Raw genomic sequence first — 13,925 nt, forward strand, 5'->3', positions numbered from 1 at the left:
TCCCCGTTTGCTTATAAAACCAGATTGAATACGTAGCCCACCAACAAAATACCGGTCGCGACAACGCCTGCAAAAGTCGCTATCAGCCGTGGCTTAAGAGCCTTGCGCAGAATAATCATCTCCGGGGCCGACAAGGCAATCACAGCCATCATGAAGGCCAGCACAGTACCCAGTGCCGCTCCTTTGCCCAGCAAGGCTTCAACAATCGGGATAATGCCGGCCGCATTGGTATACATCGGCACGCCAAGCAGCACTGCCGCCGGGACGGCCCACCAGACATCCTTGCCCATGAAGGCGGCCATGAAATCTTCCGGGACATAGCCATGGATGCTAGCACCAACAGCGATACCCGCCAGGATGTAAGGCCAGACCTTGCCAACAATGCTCCTTACGTGGTTTTGCCCGGCCTCAAAGCGGGCAACCCAATCCAGCTCTTCTCCCTTGTAACTGGCAGCTTGTCCGTTCTGAATTTGCTGCACCCAGTCCTCCAGGTGCTTTTCCATTTTCAATTGGCCGATGACCAAACCTGAAGCGATGGCTACAGCCAGTCCAAGCCCCAAATACAGAGCTGCAACTTTCCAGCCGAACATGCCGAATAGCAGCGCTAGCGCGATCTCATTGACCATGGGAGCCGAGATGAGGAAGGAGAAAGTGACACCAAGAGGAACGCCAGCGGACAGAAAACCAATGAACAGCGGCACGGCGGAACAGGAGCAGAACGGCGTGACGATGCCAAGTGAAGCAGCCAGAACATTTCCCACGCCGACACGCTTACCAGCCAATAGCGCACGGGTACGCTCCGGCGCAAAAAATGTCTGAACGATGCCCATGAGAAAAACGATCCCGGTCAGGAGTAACAGGACCTTGGGCGTGTCGTAGAAAAAGAAATGGATGGCTTCGCCCAACCGGGTATCGCGTGTCAGCCCGAACAACGCGAGCATGAGATCAGCAAAATCGGTGAGGTGGCTGTAAGCGACCACCCAGAAAGCACTGGCCAATACGACAACAATCAACCACCGGGCTAAATGTCCTTGCGTTTGAGCACGGCTTGCCATGACTGATTCTCCCTTTGTTTATCGGGTTTCGTACCATCCCTTCGAGGCATTCACGGCCTTGACTACCAGCAACATGACCGGAACCTCGACCAGAACACCAACCACCGTGGCCAGTGCAGCCCCCGACTCGAATCCAAACAGGCTGATGGCGGCAGCCACAGCTAACTCGAAAAAATTGGAAGCGCCGATCAATGCCGATGGGCAGGCGACAATGTGCTGTTCGCCGACCGCCTTGTTCAGCCCATAAGCCAGTGCAGCGTTGAAGAACACCTGAATCAGGATAGGCACCGCCAAAAGACCGATGACCAACGGCTGCTTGAGAATGGCTTCGCCCTGGAAGGCAAACAACAGCACCAGCGTCGCCAGCAAGGCCGAGATGGACCACGGGCCTATCCTGGCCATGGTGGCATCGAATGCCGCCTGCCCTTTGGCCAAAAGCGATTTGCGCCAGAGTTGGGCCAAACCGACCGGAATCACGATATAAAGAACGACCGAAGTCAGCAGCGTGTTCCACGGCACGGTAATCGACGAAATCCCAAGCAAAAGCGCAACCAGCGGCGCAAAAGCGAAAACCATGATGATGTCGTTGATGGCAACCTGCGAAAGGGTGAATAGCGGATGCCCGTTGGTCAGGCGGCTCCAGACGAAAACCATCGCTGTACAGGGCGCGGCAGCCAGCAGGATGAGACCGGCGATGTAGCTGTCCAGTTGTTCGGCCGGCAACATCGGCGCAAACAGGTTGCGAATGAACAACCAGCCGAGGAAAGCCATCGAAAATGGCTTGACCAGCCAATTCACGAACAAGGTCACACCGATTCCGTGCACATGCTGCTTCATCTCGGCCAGTGCCCCGAAATCGACCTTGACCAGCATTGGAATAATCATCATCCAGATGAGCAGGCCGACGGGCAGGTTGACCTGTGCAACCGCCATTTGACCGATGGCCTGAAAGGCTGCGGGCGCCATCTGCCCGGCTGCGATGCCAGTCGCGATGCAGAGAAAAACCCAGACCGTAAGGAAGCGTTCAAAAACACTCATCGAAGCTTTGGCTGCGAGTTTTGCAGTCGTTTCACATTGGGCTGACATCGCGCTTCCTCACAGGCCAAGTACTTCACGCACCGCCGGCACCAGCCGGCTACGAATATCGTCGCGGACGGCGACGAAACTCTCCAGCGGCTCGCCATGCGGGTCATGAAAGCCGACATGGATTCGCATCACCGGACGGGAAAAAACAGGGCAGGTTTCCTTGGCGTTGTCACAAACGCTGACGACCAGGTCAATATCGTCATTCATGACCGCTTCGACGGCTTTTGGGCTCAATCCCTCGGTCGGCAGACCAGCCTGCTTGAGCGCTGCGATCGCGCCGTCGGCAACCTTGGGCTGCGGGCTGGTACCGGCCGAAATGGCCCGCACCAAGCCGGAGAGATCGTGGTTGAGGATGGCTTCGCCCATCTGGGAACGGCAGGAGTTACCGGTGCACAGCACCAGCACGGTTTTGAGTTTAGACATCAGGATTTCACTCCGGCTTTGGCACGACGTTTTTCAGTGGTGTCACAGCATGCGGCCTTGGGAAGACAGGCATTGCCCTGGCAGCAGTTGCTGGTCAGGAAGGCAATGAGATCATCCATCGTGCTGTAGTTGGCTGAGTAATGAATGAAGCGGCTTTCGCGCTCGCCGGCAATCAGGCCAACCCGGCTGAGATGTGCCAGATGGAACGACAGCGTTGCCGGCACCATGCCCAATTGCTCGCCGATGGCACTGGCGTTGATGCCATCCGGCCCAGCCTCGACCAACAACCGGAAAATGGCCAGGCGAGACTCATGCCCCAGTGCGGCAAGAAGTTCAGCTGCATTTAATGTTTCCATTGTTCGAGTATTATCAAATTATAAAATAAAGTCCAGTGACCCTTTTGTTACGCACTGCAGAGATGGCATTGATGGACGGTCAATGATCCCCTGACCGATAGTCGACAGATTTTGTGAATCTCAAAAACGGCAATTTCGACTAAGTCACAAACAAAAAGGCCCAAAATCCTGGGCCTCTTTGCTGTCCGTATTACGACAGACATTTTCACTACGATCACGCCTTACCAGTTCGGCTCACGCTCCGGCGTTGCCGTAATGCGGTGAATGCTCAGGTCGGCGCCCTCGTATTCTTCTTCCTGATCGAGTCGCAAGCCGATGAAGGCTTTCAGGCTGCCATAGACGATGGCTCCGCCGGCCAAGGCAACGACAATCGCCAGACCAGTCATGATCAGTTGTGGCATGAAGGCAATGCCACCTGCACCGCCCAACGCCTTGCTGCCGAAGATGCCGGCAGCGATACCGCCCCAGGCGCCGCACAGGCCGTGCAGCGGCCAGACGCCCAGAACGTCGTCGATTTTCCAGCGATTCTGGGTCAGCGTGAACATGATGACGAACAGGCCGCCAGCGATGCTGCCGACAACCAGCGCACCCATCGGGTGCATCAGGTCCGAGCCGGCACAAACGGCGACCAGACCGGCGAGCGGGCCGTTATGCACGAAACCCGGGTCATTCTTGCCGAGCAGAAGTGCCACCATGGTGCCGCCGACCATCGCCATCAACGAATTGAGGGCGACTAGGCCGGAAATTTTGTCCAGCGTCTGGGCGCTCATCACATTGAAGCCAAACCAGCCGACCGTCAGAATCCACGCTCCCAATGCCAAAAAAGGAATCGATGAAGGAGGATGGGCTGAAATGCGGCCGTCCTTGTTGTAGCGACCATAGCGTGGCCCGAGCAGGAGGACGGCAGGCAAGGCAATCCAGCCGCCCATGGCATGCACGACGACAGAGCCGGCGAAGTCATGGAACTCCTCGCCAAATGTCGCCTTCAGCCACGCCTGAATGCCAAACGCCTGATTCCAGGCGATGCTTTCATAAAACGGATAGATGAAGCCGACGATCATGAATGTGGCAATCAACTGCGGGTGGAATTTGGCTCGTTCGGCAATCCCCCCGGAGATGATCGCCGGAATGGCTGCGGCAAAAGTCAGCAAGAAGAAAAACTTGGTCAGTTCGTAACCATTTTTTTCCATCAGCGTTTCAACACCGGTGAAGAAATTGACACCGTAGGCAATGGTGTAGCCGATGAAAAAGTATGCCAGGGTCGACATGCCGAAATCGGTCAAAATCTTGACCAGCGCATTGACCTGGTTTTTCTTGCGAACCGTGCCCACTTCGAGAAAGGCAAAGCCTGCGTGCATGGCCAGCACCATGATGGCGCCAAGCAAGATGAACAGCACATTGCTGCCGGATTGGTAGTTTTCCATGAAAGCCCCTGATTTTGGAATCGAATGCCTATAGCAAGCACCATTCCAGTGCACAAAGATGTTTTAAATCAGTGCATTGCAAAAGTCATTTTTCCAGAAGCGCACCAAACAAGTGCCAAACAACAATCCGTCGCCCATCATCGGTGCAGAAAATGCGGGCGATGCACCAACAAAACCACCCCGCCACCGCCTCAAGGGATGCACCAGAACTTCGGGCGAAAAAACGCTTTTTCTATCTGGGAGCAGCTTCCGGTGGCAAAAGCACCCAAAGACGTCCGGTTTGCTTCATACGCCCGGCCTGTTCGCCTGCCGCCTTGCCAAAGCCCCAGAAGAAATCGGCACGCACCGCCCCCTTGATCGCCCCCCCGGTATCCTGTGCCATCACCAGGCGATTCATCGCCTGCACTGAATTGGGGCGGGTCGTTGCCAGGAAAACCGGAGCGCCGAGCGGCACCGAACGCGGGTCAATCGCAATGCTGCGCTCGGGCGTCAGCGGTACGCCAAGCGCGCCGGCCGGACCATCCTTGCTGTTCGGATTTTCACGGAAAAAAACATAGCTCGGATTGGCGTTGAGCAATTCGTCGAGACGGGCCGGATTGGCGCGCGCCCAGGCCTGGATGCCCTGCATCGAAGCCTCTTCAAGTTTCAGTTCGCCGCGGTCGACCAGCACGCGACCGATGGATTGGTAAGGATGGCCGTTCTGGTCGGCATAATTGACGCGCACGGTGCTGCCATCGGTCAGCTTGACCCGACCGGAACCCTGAACCTGAAGAAAGAAAAGTTCGACGGCATCATCGACATAAAGCAAGGTTTTACCCGGCAAGCGATCCCCGCGAGCACCAATTTCGGCACGTGACCAGTAAGGCACCACCTTGTTGCCTTCGACCCGGCCACGAACGCGCTTGTCTTTGAGCTCAGGGAAAAGCGCGGACAGATCGATCGTCAGCAAATCATCCGGCACTGCCCGGATCGGCTGTTCAAACCCCTTCACCTTGGTTCTGCTACCGCGCAGCAGTGGCTCGTAGTAGCCGGTAATCATGCCGTTGGATTCACCATCACCGGTCAGGACGGCATAGGGCAGGAGGTTTTGCTCAAAGAAGGCTCGCGGATTGAAATCCGGCTTGCCGTCAGCCGTCCGCGCCAGATCGCAGACGCGCTTCCAGGCCGGGCCGTGCGACTTGCTGGCCATGCCCCGGCAAGACTGCATGAAAGCCGGCCAGGCAGCCGCTATATCGTCATCTTTCCAGCCCGGCAGATCGGCCCAGCTGGCGGCGCGAAAAGTCCGGGCGAACGGGCTTGGCGGCACGGGCGTCGTGACGGCCGTCGGCGGACAGGCCGGGCAGCTTGCGCAAGGTTTGCAGACAGCCGGCTCCGGCTCTCCCGAGGGCAAAAGGCTGCAGGCGCTTAACAGGGAGAAGGCCAGAAAGAGTGCGGCTTGGATTTTTCGCATGGGTTTCGTTAGAGTGCGTGAATTCAATGCGAAGTATACCTGTCACCATGCCCGAATCTCTCCAGCTTGAACGTCTGCTTGCCCGTGCCGAGGCCGTCCTTGGTCGCTTTGAGGCAACGCTGCCCCCCGCTCCGCCGCTGCCGGACTGGAAAAATGCGATTGCCTTTCGCTGGCGCAAGAACCACGGCCGCGGCTGGTTGCAGGCCATTCGCCAGCCCCACCCGATCCGCCTCGACGAACTGAACAACATCGACGATCAAAAAGAGCGCATCCGCCTGAATACCGCCCAGTTCGTCGCCGGGCACACCGCCAACAATGTCTTGCTGACCGGCTCGCGCGGCTCTGGCAAGTCATCCTTGGTCAAGGCCGTACTCAACGAGTATTCGGCACAAGGCCTGCGGCTGATCGAGGTGGACAAGGCCGACCTCGTCGACCTGCCGGATATCGTCGACCTGATCGAAAGCCGACCGGAACGTTTCATCATCTTCTGCGACGATCTTTCCTTCGAAGCCGGCGAAACCGCCTACAAGGCATTGAAATCGGTGCTTGATGGCTCGATTTCGGCCCCGCCGGACAATGTGCTGATTTATGCCACCTCGAATCGGCGCCACCTGATGCCCGAGTTTTTTTCGGAAAATCTGGAAACCCAGCGGATCGACGACGAAATTCATCCGGGCGAAGCCGTTGAAGAAAAAATCTCGCTGTCCGAACGTTTCGGCCTGTGGATTTCGTTCTACCCGTTCAGCCAGAACGAATACCTGAACATCGTCTATCACTGGCTGCGCTATCTCGGCGTCGATGAAGCCGTGATTGCCCGGTGCGAACGCGACGCCCTCAACTGGGCACTCGGCCGCGGCTCGCGCTCCGGCCGTGTGGCCTGGCAATTCGCCCGCGATCTGGCCGGCCAGCAGAAAGATCAGCCGGAGACGACACGGTGAGCGAAAAAATCGTCGAAGTTGCCGCCGCCGTGATGCTGCGGGCTGGCGGCCGTGAATTCCTCCTCGCACAACGGCCGGAGGGCAAGGTCTACGCCGGCTACTGGGAGTTCCCGGGCGGCAAATTGGAGGCTGGCGAAACCGTTCGCCAGGCGCTGGTTCGCGAGCTTTATGAAGAACTGGGCATCAGTGTCACGGAATGCGCCCCCTGGCTGACCCGGCAATTCACCTACCCGCACGCCACGGTACGTTTGCATTTCTGGCGCGTCACGGCGTGGACCGGGGAAATCGGCATCACCGCCCCGCTGGAACATGCTGCGGTCGACTGGATGGAATGCGGCAAAAGCGCCAGCGTTGCCCCCATCCTGCCGGCCAATGACCCAATTCTCAAAGGCTTGGCCCTACCCACCCGGATGGCCATTACGATGGCCGAAAGCGAAGGCGTCGAGCGCCAGCTGGAGCGCCTTGAAGAAGCGCTGAATGCGGGCCTGAAGCTGGTCCAGGTACGCGAAAAGAACTGGCCGCAAGCCCGGCGCCTGTGGTTCGCCGAAGCCGTCAAGCGGCTGGCTCACGACCATGGCGCCCTCGTCGTGATCAACGACGATGCGGAAGTCGCCCGATTGGTCGGCGCCGATGGCCTGCATCTGTCATCGAGCGGACTCGCGGCCTGCAACGAACGCCCCGACTTCAACTGGGTGGGTGCGTCATGCCACAACACGGCCGAAATCCGTCGCGCCGGCGAACTGAACCTTGATTACGCCCTGCTTGGCCCGGTCTTGCCAACGCCAAGCCACCCGGAAAATCCGGGACTGGGCTGGGACGGATTTGCCGAACGCCTCGCGGGAAACACCATCCCGGTCTTTGCATTGGGGGGCATGAGCCCGGCTTTGATCGACCAAGCTCAAGCCCATGGTGCTCACGGGCTGGCCTTGATGCGCGGCTGGTAAACCTGGGAAAGCCGGGAACTGCTGGAAACCCTAGAAACCTTGATCGCCGGACAGGTCACCGTCCGGCAGATCAGGCTGGCCCTGCACCGGAATGCGGTAAGTATCGGCCGCCCAGCAACCGAGATCGATTTTCCGGCAACGTTCAGAACAGAAAGGGCGATCCGGATTTTCCGGCGACCAGAGCGCATCTTCGCCACACTGCGGGCAACGGACCTTGCGTGCCGTCATTACAGGTTGCAGAAGGTCAGGTCGAAATCAATATCGCGCTCGCAGCCACGGGCCTTGATTTCACCTGCCGGCGGCTTGGTGAAGCGGATATTGAGAAAATACTTGTTGGCGCTGACTTCCGGAATCGCCTGCTCGTCGGCACTCACCGCAACGCGCACCATCTGCGCGGCGGTACCGCCGAGATTGAGCTGGAATTGACCGTTGACCGCGCTATAACGCTTCGGCCGGCCACTTGAGCGCAGCAGACGCAAGACGATGGCCGCTGCATCGCGCAACGGCAGCATGGGCTTGAGCCAGCCATCAAGTGCTTCAAGACGGACATCCAGCGGACGATTCAGCCACCAGTGATAAGACGGCAGATCGAATTCGCAGACACCGCCGGGAATCGCCGCACGGCTCTTGATTCCCATCAGCCAGTCGTTGTCGCGCAGATACTGGCCGATCTTGCCGACCATGCCGAGCAAGGCGGCCGAAGAGTGCTCGATTTCATAAAGCGCGCCGGAGAGCGCCTCTTCGGAGATATCGGGATTATTGCGGTAGGCCAGCAAGGTCTGGCGCTGCCTTTCCAGCTCCTGGATCAAATCCATTTTCAGGTCGGCACGACCGGCCACTTCAAGGATTTCAAACAGGGTGACAAGGGCGGTATGGTGTTCGAGCTGACCTTCGCTCTGAATGAAATAGGCCGTTTTTTCGAACAAGTCTTCGAGACGCAACAATGTGCGGATGCGCTCGTTAAACGGGTATTCGTAAGTAATCACGCGGCCAGTGTCCGAAGGAACGGAAAATTATTCTGAATTTTGAGCCATTTGCATGCAAATCTCAACACTTTGCTTTAGCTTTTTCAGCAGAAAGCGATAGATACTTTAAATGCAATCTGTCGACCTGGCCGTAAAGAATTGTCAGCGCACCATCGTTATTGACAACGTCATCGGCAATATCGAGACGCTGCTGGCGTGTCGCCTGGGCCGAAACGATGGCCCGCACTTCCTTTTCGGTCAATTGACTACGCACCATGACACGTTCGATTTGCCGACTTTCCGGGCAGTCGACCGCGACAATCCGGTCACAGCGTTCCCGATAACTGCCCGATTCGACCAGCAGGGGAACCGCCAGAATGACATAAGGGGACGTGGCCAAACGGCAGCGTTCATCCGAAATCCGCCGAATCATCGGGTGCAGGATCGCCTCCAGCCGAGCCCGGGCAGAGGCGTCGGCAAAGACCAGCCGACGCATCGCCGCGCGATCCATCGCCCCTGACGCATCGGCGATGGATGGACCGAAAGCCGCCAGCAGCGCAGGCATGGCGGCGCCCTGGGCGGCGGTCAGTTCATGGGCCAGTGCGTCGGTATCGATGACGGCAATGCCTTTTGCGGCGAACAAGTCGGCCACCGTGCTCTTTCCGCTACCGATCCCGCCCGTCAGGCCGACCACGTAATCGCTCACTTGCAGGCCTGCGGCTCGACCTTGGGAAAGGCCAGAGAAACAGCCTCCAGCAATGCGGCCTTGCCGGCCAGCGGGCCGGAGACTTGCAAGGTAAAGGCATTTTCATTGCCAGGGCGCGGCACCAGCCGGGCCGACCTGACGCCCTTGGATTTCAAGTCGGCGAGTCGATCCGCCCCGCCTTTTTCCGAAGAAAAAATACCGAGCGAAATGGCAAACCGGTTGACGTTGTCCTGGATAATGAAGAAATCGGAAACACCGATCCGTTTCAGCTCGCCAACCTTCTTATCCGCCTCGGCCTTGTTGGCCAGCGGCGGGATGTACACCCACCAGCCACCGGTTTCGCGCGCAACATTTCGCCGCTCGACGTGATAATCGACAAACTTGTCGGTCAACAAGGTTCCCAGCCGATCAGCCTCGCTTGACGGCAGATTTTCCCAGGCCAGGCAAAGACTATCGACGGCCGGCGCCACAGCCGCGGCCGGCTCTTTACTGACCGGTTCCTTGGCCGCCGGCGCCTCACCGCGCGAAACGATGCGCATGCGATCCGGCGCGACCTGCTGCTCAAGGCGCCCGGCATCCGGATTACCCGAGCGCCCGAAATAGCCCGAACTGAAGGCATAAAACAGCACATTGGCCAGCACGAGCAGGAAAACGAGCGCTTTCACCGGCTCAGCCTACTTTCGGCAGATGCTTGAGCGATTCGACAATGGCTTCGGCCGGATAATCGTAATCTTCCAGCTTGCCGGAGAAGAACTTGTCGTAGGACGCCATATCGAAATGACCATGCCCGGTCAGGCAGAACAGGATTGTCTTGGCCTCGCCGGTCACCTTGCAGCGCAGGGCTTCGTCGATGGCTGCGCGGATCGCGTGGCAGGATTCCGGTGCCGGGATGATGCCCTCCGCCCGGGCAAACTGGACACCGGCTTCAAAGGTGGCAACCTGCGGTACGGCAAGAGCTTCGATCTGGCCTTCGTGCAACAGTTGCGAGACGAGCGGCGAATCGCCGTGATAGCGCAGGCCACCGGCGTGAATGCCGGGCGGCATGAAGTCATGACCAAGCGTGTACATGCGCATGATCGGCGTGTAGCCCGAAACATCGCCGTAGTCGTAGGCGTAGGTTCCCTTGGTCAGGGTCGGGCAGGAAGTCGGCTCGACAGCGACGCAGCGCAGCTTGGTCGCACGTTTGTCGCCAGCCGCCTTGTCGGCCAGGAAGGGGAAGGCGATGCCGCCGAAGCTGGAACCGCCGCCGCACGGCCCGAAAATCACGTCCGGATACAGGCCGATCTTCTCGAACTGCTTCTTCGCTTCCAGACCGATGATCGACTGGTGCAGAACAACGTGATTGAGCACCGAACCCAGCGTGTAGCAGGTATCCGGATCAGCCGCCGCCTCTTCGACCGCTTCGGAAATCGCCAGGCCGAGCGAGCCCTGGTTATCCGGATCGGCCGCCAGGGCAGTGCGCCCGGCGTTGGTCAGGTTGGTCGGGCTGGCGAACACCTCGGCGCCCCACGTCTGCATCATCGAGCGACGGAAGGGTTTTTGCTGGTAACTGACATTGACCATGAAGACGCGCACCGGCAGGCCGAACATCTGACCGGCATAGGCGATCGACGAGCCCCACTGGCCGGCGCCGGTTTCGGTCGTCAGCTTCTTGGTACCGACCAGCTTGTTGAAGTAAGCCTGCGGCACGGCGGAATTCGGCTTGTGCGAACCGGCCGGCGAAACACCTTCGTATTTGAAGAAAATCTTGGCCGGCGTGCCGAGTGCCTGCTCCAGGCGCAAGGCACGACAAAGCGGAGCCGGACGCCACTGGGCGTAGATCTGGCGGACCTCTTCGGGAATCGCGATCCAGCGTTCGGCCGACATCTCCTGCTCGATGATCGGTTCCGGGAAAATCGCGCCCATGGCCTCCGGTGGAACCGGATTGCCATCCGGTCCGAGCGGCGGTGCCAGCGGATTGCTCATGTCGGCAACGATGTTGTACCAGTGGGTCGGAATTTCTTCTTGTTCGAGGTTGATGCGCAGCGGCGTCATATTTTTGTCTCTCCCTGATGCTGTTCGGCAAAAGCGGTAAATTACTCCAAAACCCCTGCCCGACCAAGGGTTGGCGGCCGATTTTGACCATTTTCGGCAGGTTGACCGCAACACCTGGCGGGGCGAGCAGGTAAAGTACCGCCTGCATCATTCATCGACGATCGAACGCCTTGCCTGCCCCTGCCGAACACCTCCTGCTCTGCCACCCGGCCAAGCCCGCCACCGCCGCCTGCACGGTCAGCGCCTCGGCATCGTTTGCCAGCGATGGCAGCCTGATTCTCGGCTACCGCCTGGACGGCCGGACTATCCTTCGCCCGGCCCGGCAAGCCAGCGCGCCGGCCGACGACCTGTGGCAGCACACCTGTTGCGAAGCCTTCATTGCTGCGGTCAACGCAACCGAATACCGCGAATTCAACTTCTCGCCCTCCGGCCTGTGGGCCGTCTATCGCTTCACCGATTACCGGGTTCGCGACACCGACTTTCAACCGGCCGCCGCCCCGCAGATCAGCCTGGACGACACTCCCGACGGCTTCTCGCTGATCGCCCGGCTCCCGGCATCGCTGCTGCCCGCCGGTGCTCGGCTGCAACTCGCGCTGAGCTGCGTCATCGAACAACACGACCAAACAAAAACCTGGTGGGCGCTTGCGCACCGCGCCGCCCAGCCCGATTTTCACCTGCGTACCAGCTTCACGCTGCCCCTGAAAGTTCCCCAGCCATGAGCCAGCCCATTCTTTTCGGCATCGACCGCCTGATTTCCGACCCGGCCCTGCGCCAGCCCCTGCATGGCCGCCGCATCGCCCTGCTCGCCCACCCGGCCTCGGTCACCGCTGACCTGACGCATTCGCTCGACGCCCTTGCCGCCCTGCCCGATCTTGAACTGAGCGCCGCCTTCGGTCCGCAGCACGGCCTGCGCGGCGACAAGCAGGACAATATGGTCGAATCGCCGGATTTCCTCGACCCGCAACTCGGCATCCCGGTTTTCAGCCTGTACGGCGAAGTGCGCCGGCCGACCGATGCGATGATGGAAACCTTCGATGTCTTGCTGGTCGATCTGCAGGATCTCGGCTGTCGCATCTACACCTTCATCACGACCCTGCGTTACATCCTCGAAGCGGCCGCCCGGCATGGCAAGAGCGTCTGGGTGCTGGATCGCCCCAATCCGGCTGGACGCCCGGTCGAAGGGCTAACACTGCGTGACGGCTGGGAAAGCTTCGTCGGCGCCGGCCCGATGCCGATGCGCCACGGCCTGACCATGGGCGAACTCGGCCAATGGTTCATCGCCACGCTCGAACTCGATGTCGATTACCGGGTCATCACGATGCAAGGCTGGCAACCGGACAGCGCCCCCGGCTACGGCTGGCCGCCGGAATGCAGTTGGATCAACCCCAGCCCGAACGCCCCTAACCTGAGCATGGCGCGCGCCTACGCCGGCACGGTGATGCTCGAAGGCGCGACGCTTTCCGAAGGGCGCGGCACGACCCGACCGCTCGAACTGTTCGGCGCCCCGGACATCGACGCACGCGCCGTAATCGCCGAAATGCGCGCCTTTGCGCCGCACTGGCTGGCTGGCTGCAAACTGCGCGAATGCTGGTTCGAACCGACCTTCCACAAACACGCCGGCAAGCAGTGCAACGGTGTGCAGATCCACTGCGAAGGGCCGTACTACGATCACACCGCCTTCAAACCGTGGCGCATCCAGGCCCTGGCCTTCAAGGCAATCCGCCGGCTTTACCCGGATTACGCGCTATGGCGCGACTTTGCCTACGAATACGAGCACGACCGGCTGGCCATCGACCTGATCAACGGTTCACCGTTGTTGCGCGACTGGGTGGACAACCCGGCCAGCACGCCGGACGATCTCGACGAGATCAGCCACCACGACGAACAAGCCTGGCTGACGTCGCGGTCGACCTTCCTTTTGTATTGATTTCGGCGCGAACTACAGGCGCGGCCTGACGAGGTAGATCTCGACCCAGTGCTGCAGCGCATCGCGCTTCAGCCGGTGTTCCTCGCCGAAAGGGGCGAGCAGGATACGGCGCGCCGGGACGCGCAACTCAAGCAAACGGGCCCTGACCGCCTGCAAGGATTTCTCGGCCAAGCCGAGATTGAGTGCCGGACTGCCGCCCTCGGGGACAAAACCTTCCAGGCGCAGGATCAACTTTTCATCCGATCGGGCCTGCTGGGCAATGGCCTGCAGCCGCGATTCGGCTTCGCGCGAGATGACCTGGTTGTCCGGACTGAACTTGATCACCGCATCCGGCTGGCTTCGCGCCGTGCTGGCAGACTCACCGGCTTTGCGCTGGCTTGTCGAATAACGCCCCAACTCGCCACGATCGCTGCGCAGTGCGGGTTCTGCACTTTCGCCGGCACGCCGGGCAGTGCCTGGACGGGGCGCCTCGGCATCATCCGAAAATGGCCAGCCAAAGCCGGACGAGCCCGATGTCGAACAGCCCGACACTGCCAGCAGGATGGCAATGGACATCAGCATGCGTCGTTTCATAAAAACCCCAATTTGCAGAGGGCTAAGATCGTACCGCAAATAGC

Annotated in this window: 16 protein-coding genes; 4 read left to right on the plus strand and 12 right to left on the minus strand. The window is 59.6% G+C overall.

The features are described 5' to 3' along the window. Positions 1 to 11: 11 nt before the first annotated feature. From GBK02_RS16440 to GBK02_RS16465, 6 genes are all read right to left on the minus strand, one after another. On the minus strand, positions 12 to 1,055 hold the full coding sequence (locus GBK02_RS16440) for a permease (protein WP_203467670.1): 1,044 nt from the start codon (positions 1,053 to 1,055) through the stop codon (positions 12 to 14). 18 nt (positions 1,056 to 1,073) lie between these two features. After that, on the minus strand, positions 1,074 to 2,141 hold the full coding sequence (arsB, locus tag GBK02_RS16445; protein ID WP_203467671.1) for an ACR3 family arsenite efflux transporter: 1,068 nt from the start codon (positions 2,139 to 2,141) through the stop codon (positions 1,074 to 1,076). Between the two features lie 9 nt (positions 2,142 to 2,150). Then, positions 2,151 to 2,564 (minus strand): arsenate reductase ArsC, encoded by a 414-nt coding sequence (locus tag GBK02_RS16450; RefSeq protein ID WP_203467672.1) that lies wholly within the window; start codon positions 2,562 to 2,564, stop codon positions 2,151 to 2,153. After that, positions 2,564 to 2,920 (minus strand): helix-turn-helix transcriptional regulator, encoded by a 357-nt coding sequence (locus GBK02_RS16455; protein WP_203467673.1) that lies wholly within the window; start codon positions 2,918 to 2,920, stop codon positions 2,564 to 2,566. The genes GBK02_RS16450 and GBK02_RS16455 overlap by 1 nt, the downstream gene beginning before the upstream one ends. Positions 2,921 to 3,141: 221 nt before the next feature. Beyond that, positions 3,142 to 4,344, minus strand: coding sequence for an ammonium transporter (locus GBK02_RS16460; protein WP_203467674.1), 1,203 nt, complete (start codon positions 4,342 to 4,344; stop codon positions 3,142 to 3,144). Between the two features lie 232 nt (positions 4,345 to 4,576). Further along, positions 4,577 to 5,794: a murein transglycosylase A gene (locus tag GBK02_RS16465; protein ID WP_203467675.1), complete on the minus strand. Its 1,218-nt coding sequence runs from the start codon at positions 5,792 to 5,794 to the stop codon at positions 4,577 to 4,579. Between the two features lie 47 nt (positions 5,795 to 5,841). On the opposite strand from GBK02_RS16465, the gene GBK02_RS16470 reads away from it, so the two are divergent. Both GBK02_RS16470 and GBK02_RS16475 read left to right on the plus strand, forming a co-directional pair. Continuing rightward, the gene (locus GBK02_RS16470; protein WP_203467676.1) at positions 5,842 to 6,732 is read left to right on the plus strand and encodes an ATP-binding protein; all 891 of its coding nucleotides are present in this window, start codon (positions 5,842 to 5,844) and stop codon (positions 6,730 to 6,732) included. Next, positions 6,729 to 7,676: a Nudix family hydrolase gene (locus GBK02_RS16475; RefSeq protein WP_203467677.1), complete on the plus strand. Its 948-nt coding sequence runs from the start codon at positions 6,729 to 6,731 to the stop codon at positions 7,674 to 7,676. The genes GBK02_RS16470 and GBK02_RS16475 overlap by 4 nt, the downstream gene beginning before the upstream one ends. Before the next feature lie 30 nt (positions 7,677 to 7,706). Here the strand turns inward: GBK02_RS16475 and GBK02_RS16480 are convergent, their stop codons facing one another. The 5 genes from GBK02_RS16480 to GBK02_RS16500 form a co-directional block, all read right to left on the minus strand. Next, the gene (locus GBK02_RS16480) at positions 7,707 to 7,904 is read right to left on the minus strand and encodes a DNA gyrase inhibitor YacG (protein ID WP_203467678.1); all 198 of its coding nucleotides are present in this window, start codon (positions 7,902 to 7,904) and stop codon (positions 7,707 to 7,709) included. After that, positions 7,904 to 8,662 (minus strand): cell division protein ZapD, encoded by a 759-nt coding sequence (gene zapD, locus GBK02_RS16485; protein WP_203467679.1) that lies wholly within the window; start codon positions 8,660 to 8,662, stop codon positions 7,904 to 7,906. The genes GBK02_RS16480 and zapD overlap by 1 nt, the downstream gene beginning before the upstream one ends. Before the next feature lie 61 nt (positions 8,663 to 8,723). Continuing rightward, positions 8,724 to 9,347 carry a dephospho-CoA kinase gene (gene coaE / locus GBK02_RS16490; RefSeq protein WP_203467680.1) on the minus strand — a complete coding sequence of 208 codons (624 nt, stop codon included), beginning with the start codon at positions 9,345 to 9,347 and terminating at the stop codon, positions 8,724 to 8,726. Beyond that, positions 9,344 to 10,012, minus strand: coding sequence for an SPOR domain-containing protein (locus GBK02_RS16495; RefSeq protein WP_203467681.1), 669 nt, complete (start codon positions 10,010 to 10,012; stop codon positions 9,344 to 9,346). The genes coaE and GBK02_RS16495 overlap by 4 nt, the downstream gene beginning before the upstream one ends. A 4-nt stretch (positions 10,013 to 10,016) precedes the next feature. Then, positions 10,017 to 11,381: a TrpB-like pyridoxal phosphate-dependent enzyme gene (locus GBK02_RS16500; protein ID WP_203467682.1), complete on the minus strand. Its 1,365-nt coding sequence runs from the start codon at positions 11,379 to 11,381 to the stop codon at positions 10,017 to 10,019. A 170-nt stretch (positions 11,382 to 11,551) separates the two neighbouring features. Here GBK02_RS16500 and GBK02_RS16505 point away from each other — a divergent pair, with 170 nt between their 5' ends. Further along, positions 11,552 to 12,100, plus strand: a complete 549-nt coding sequence (locus GBK02_RS16505; protein ID WP_203467683.1) for a DOMON-like domain-containing protein — start codon at positions 11,552 to 11,554, stop codon at positions 12,098 to 12,100. Continuing rightward, on the plus strand, positions 12,097 to 13,308 hold the full coding sequence (locus GBK02_RS16510) for an exo-beta-N-acetylmuramidase NamZ domain-containing protein (protein WP_203467684.1): 1,212 nt from the start codon (positions 12,097 to 12,099) through the stop codon (positions 13,306 to 13,308). Before GBK02_RS16505 ends, GBK02_RS16510 begins: the two co-directional genes overlap by 4 nt. A 12-nt stretch (positions 13,309 to 13,320) precedes the next feature. Here GBK02_RS16510 and GBK02_RS16515 read toward each other — a convergent pair whose 3' ends face one another. Then, complete coding sequence (locus tag GBK02_RS16515; protein ID WP_203467685.1) at positions 13,321 to 13,881, minus strand: OmpA family protein; 561 nt, start codon at positions 13,879 to 13,881, stop codon at positions 13,321 to 13,323. Positions 13,882 to 13,925: the final 44 nt, after the last annotated feature.

Origin of the sequence: Dechloromonas sp. TW-R-39-2, from assembly GCF_016864195.1 — a bacterium.
Lineage (GTDB): Bacteria > Pseudomonadota > Gammaproteobacteria > Burkholderiales > Rhodocyclaceae > Azonexus.

Bases quoted from the DNA above. Each gene is read 5' to 3' on its own strand.
- GBK02_RS16440 (WP_203467670.1), bottom strand. From the start codon at position 1,055: ATGGCAAGCCGTGCTCAAACGCAAGGACATTTAGCCCGGTGGTTGATT.
- arsB (WP_203467671.1), bottom strand. From the start codon at position 2,141: ATGTCAGCCCAATGTGAAACGACTGCAAAACTCGCAGCCAAAGCTTCG.
- GBK02_RS16450 (WP_203467672.1), bottom strand. From the start codon at position 2,564: ATGTCTAAACTCAAAACCGTGCTGGTGCTGTGCACCGGTAACTCCTGC.
- GBK02_RS16455 (WP_203467673.1), bottom strand. From the start codon at position 2,920: ATGGAAACATTAAATGCAGCTGAACTTCTTGCCGCACTGGGGCATGAG.
- GBK02_RS16460 (WP_203467674.1), bottom strand. From the start codon at position 4,344: ATGGAAAACTACCAATCCGGCAGCAATGTGCTGTTCATCTTGCTTGGC.
- GBK02_RS16465 (WP_203467675.1), bottom strand. From the start codon at position 5,794: ATGCGAAAAATCCAAGCCGCACTCTTTCTGGCCTTCTCCCTGTTAAGC.
- GBK02_RS16470 (WP_203467676.1), top strand. From the start codon at position 5,842: ATGCCCGAATCTCTCCAGCTTGAACGTCTGCTTGCCCGTGCCGAGGCC.
- GBK02_RS16480 (WP_203467678.1), bottom strand. From the start codon at position 7,904: ATGACGGCACGCAAGGTCCGTTGCCCGCAGTGTGGCGAAGATGCGCTC.
- GBK02_RS16500 (WP_203467682.1), bottom strand. From the start codon at position 11,381: ATGACGCCGCTGCGCATCAACCTCGAACAAGAAGAAATTCCGACCCAC.
- GBK02_RS16510 (WP_203467684.1), top strand. From the start codon at position 12,097: ATGAGCCAGCCCATTCTTTTCGGCATCGACCGCCTGATTTCCGACCCG.
- GBK02_RS16515 (WP_203467685.1), bottom strand. From the start codon at position 13,881: ATGAAACGACGCATGCTGATGTCCATTGCCATCCTGCTGGCAGTGTCG.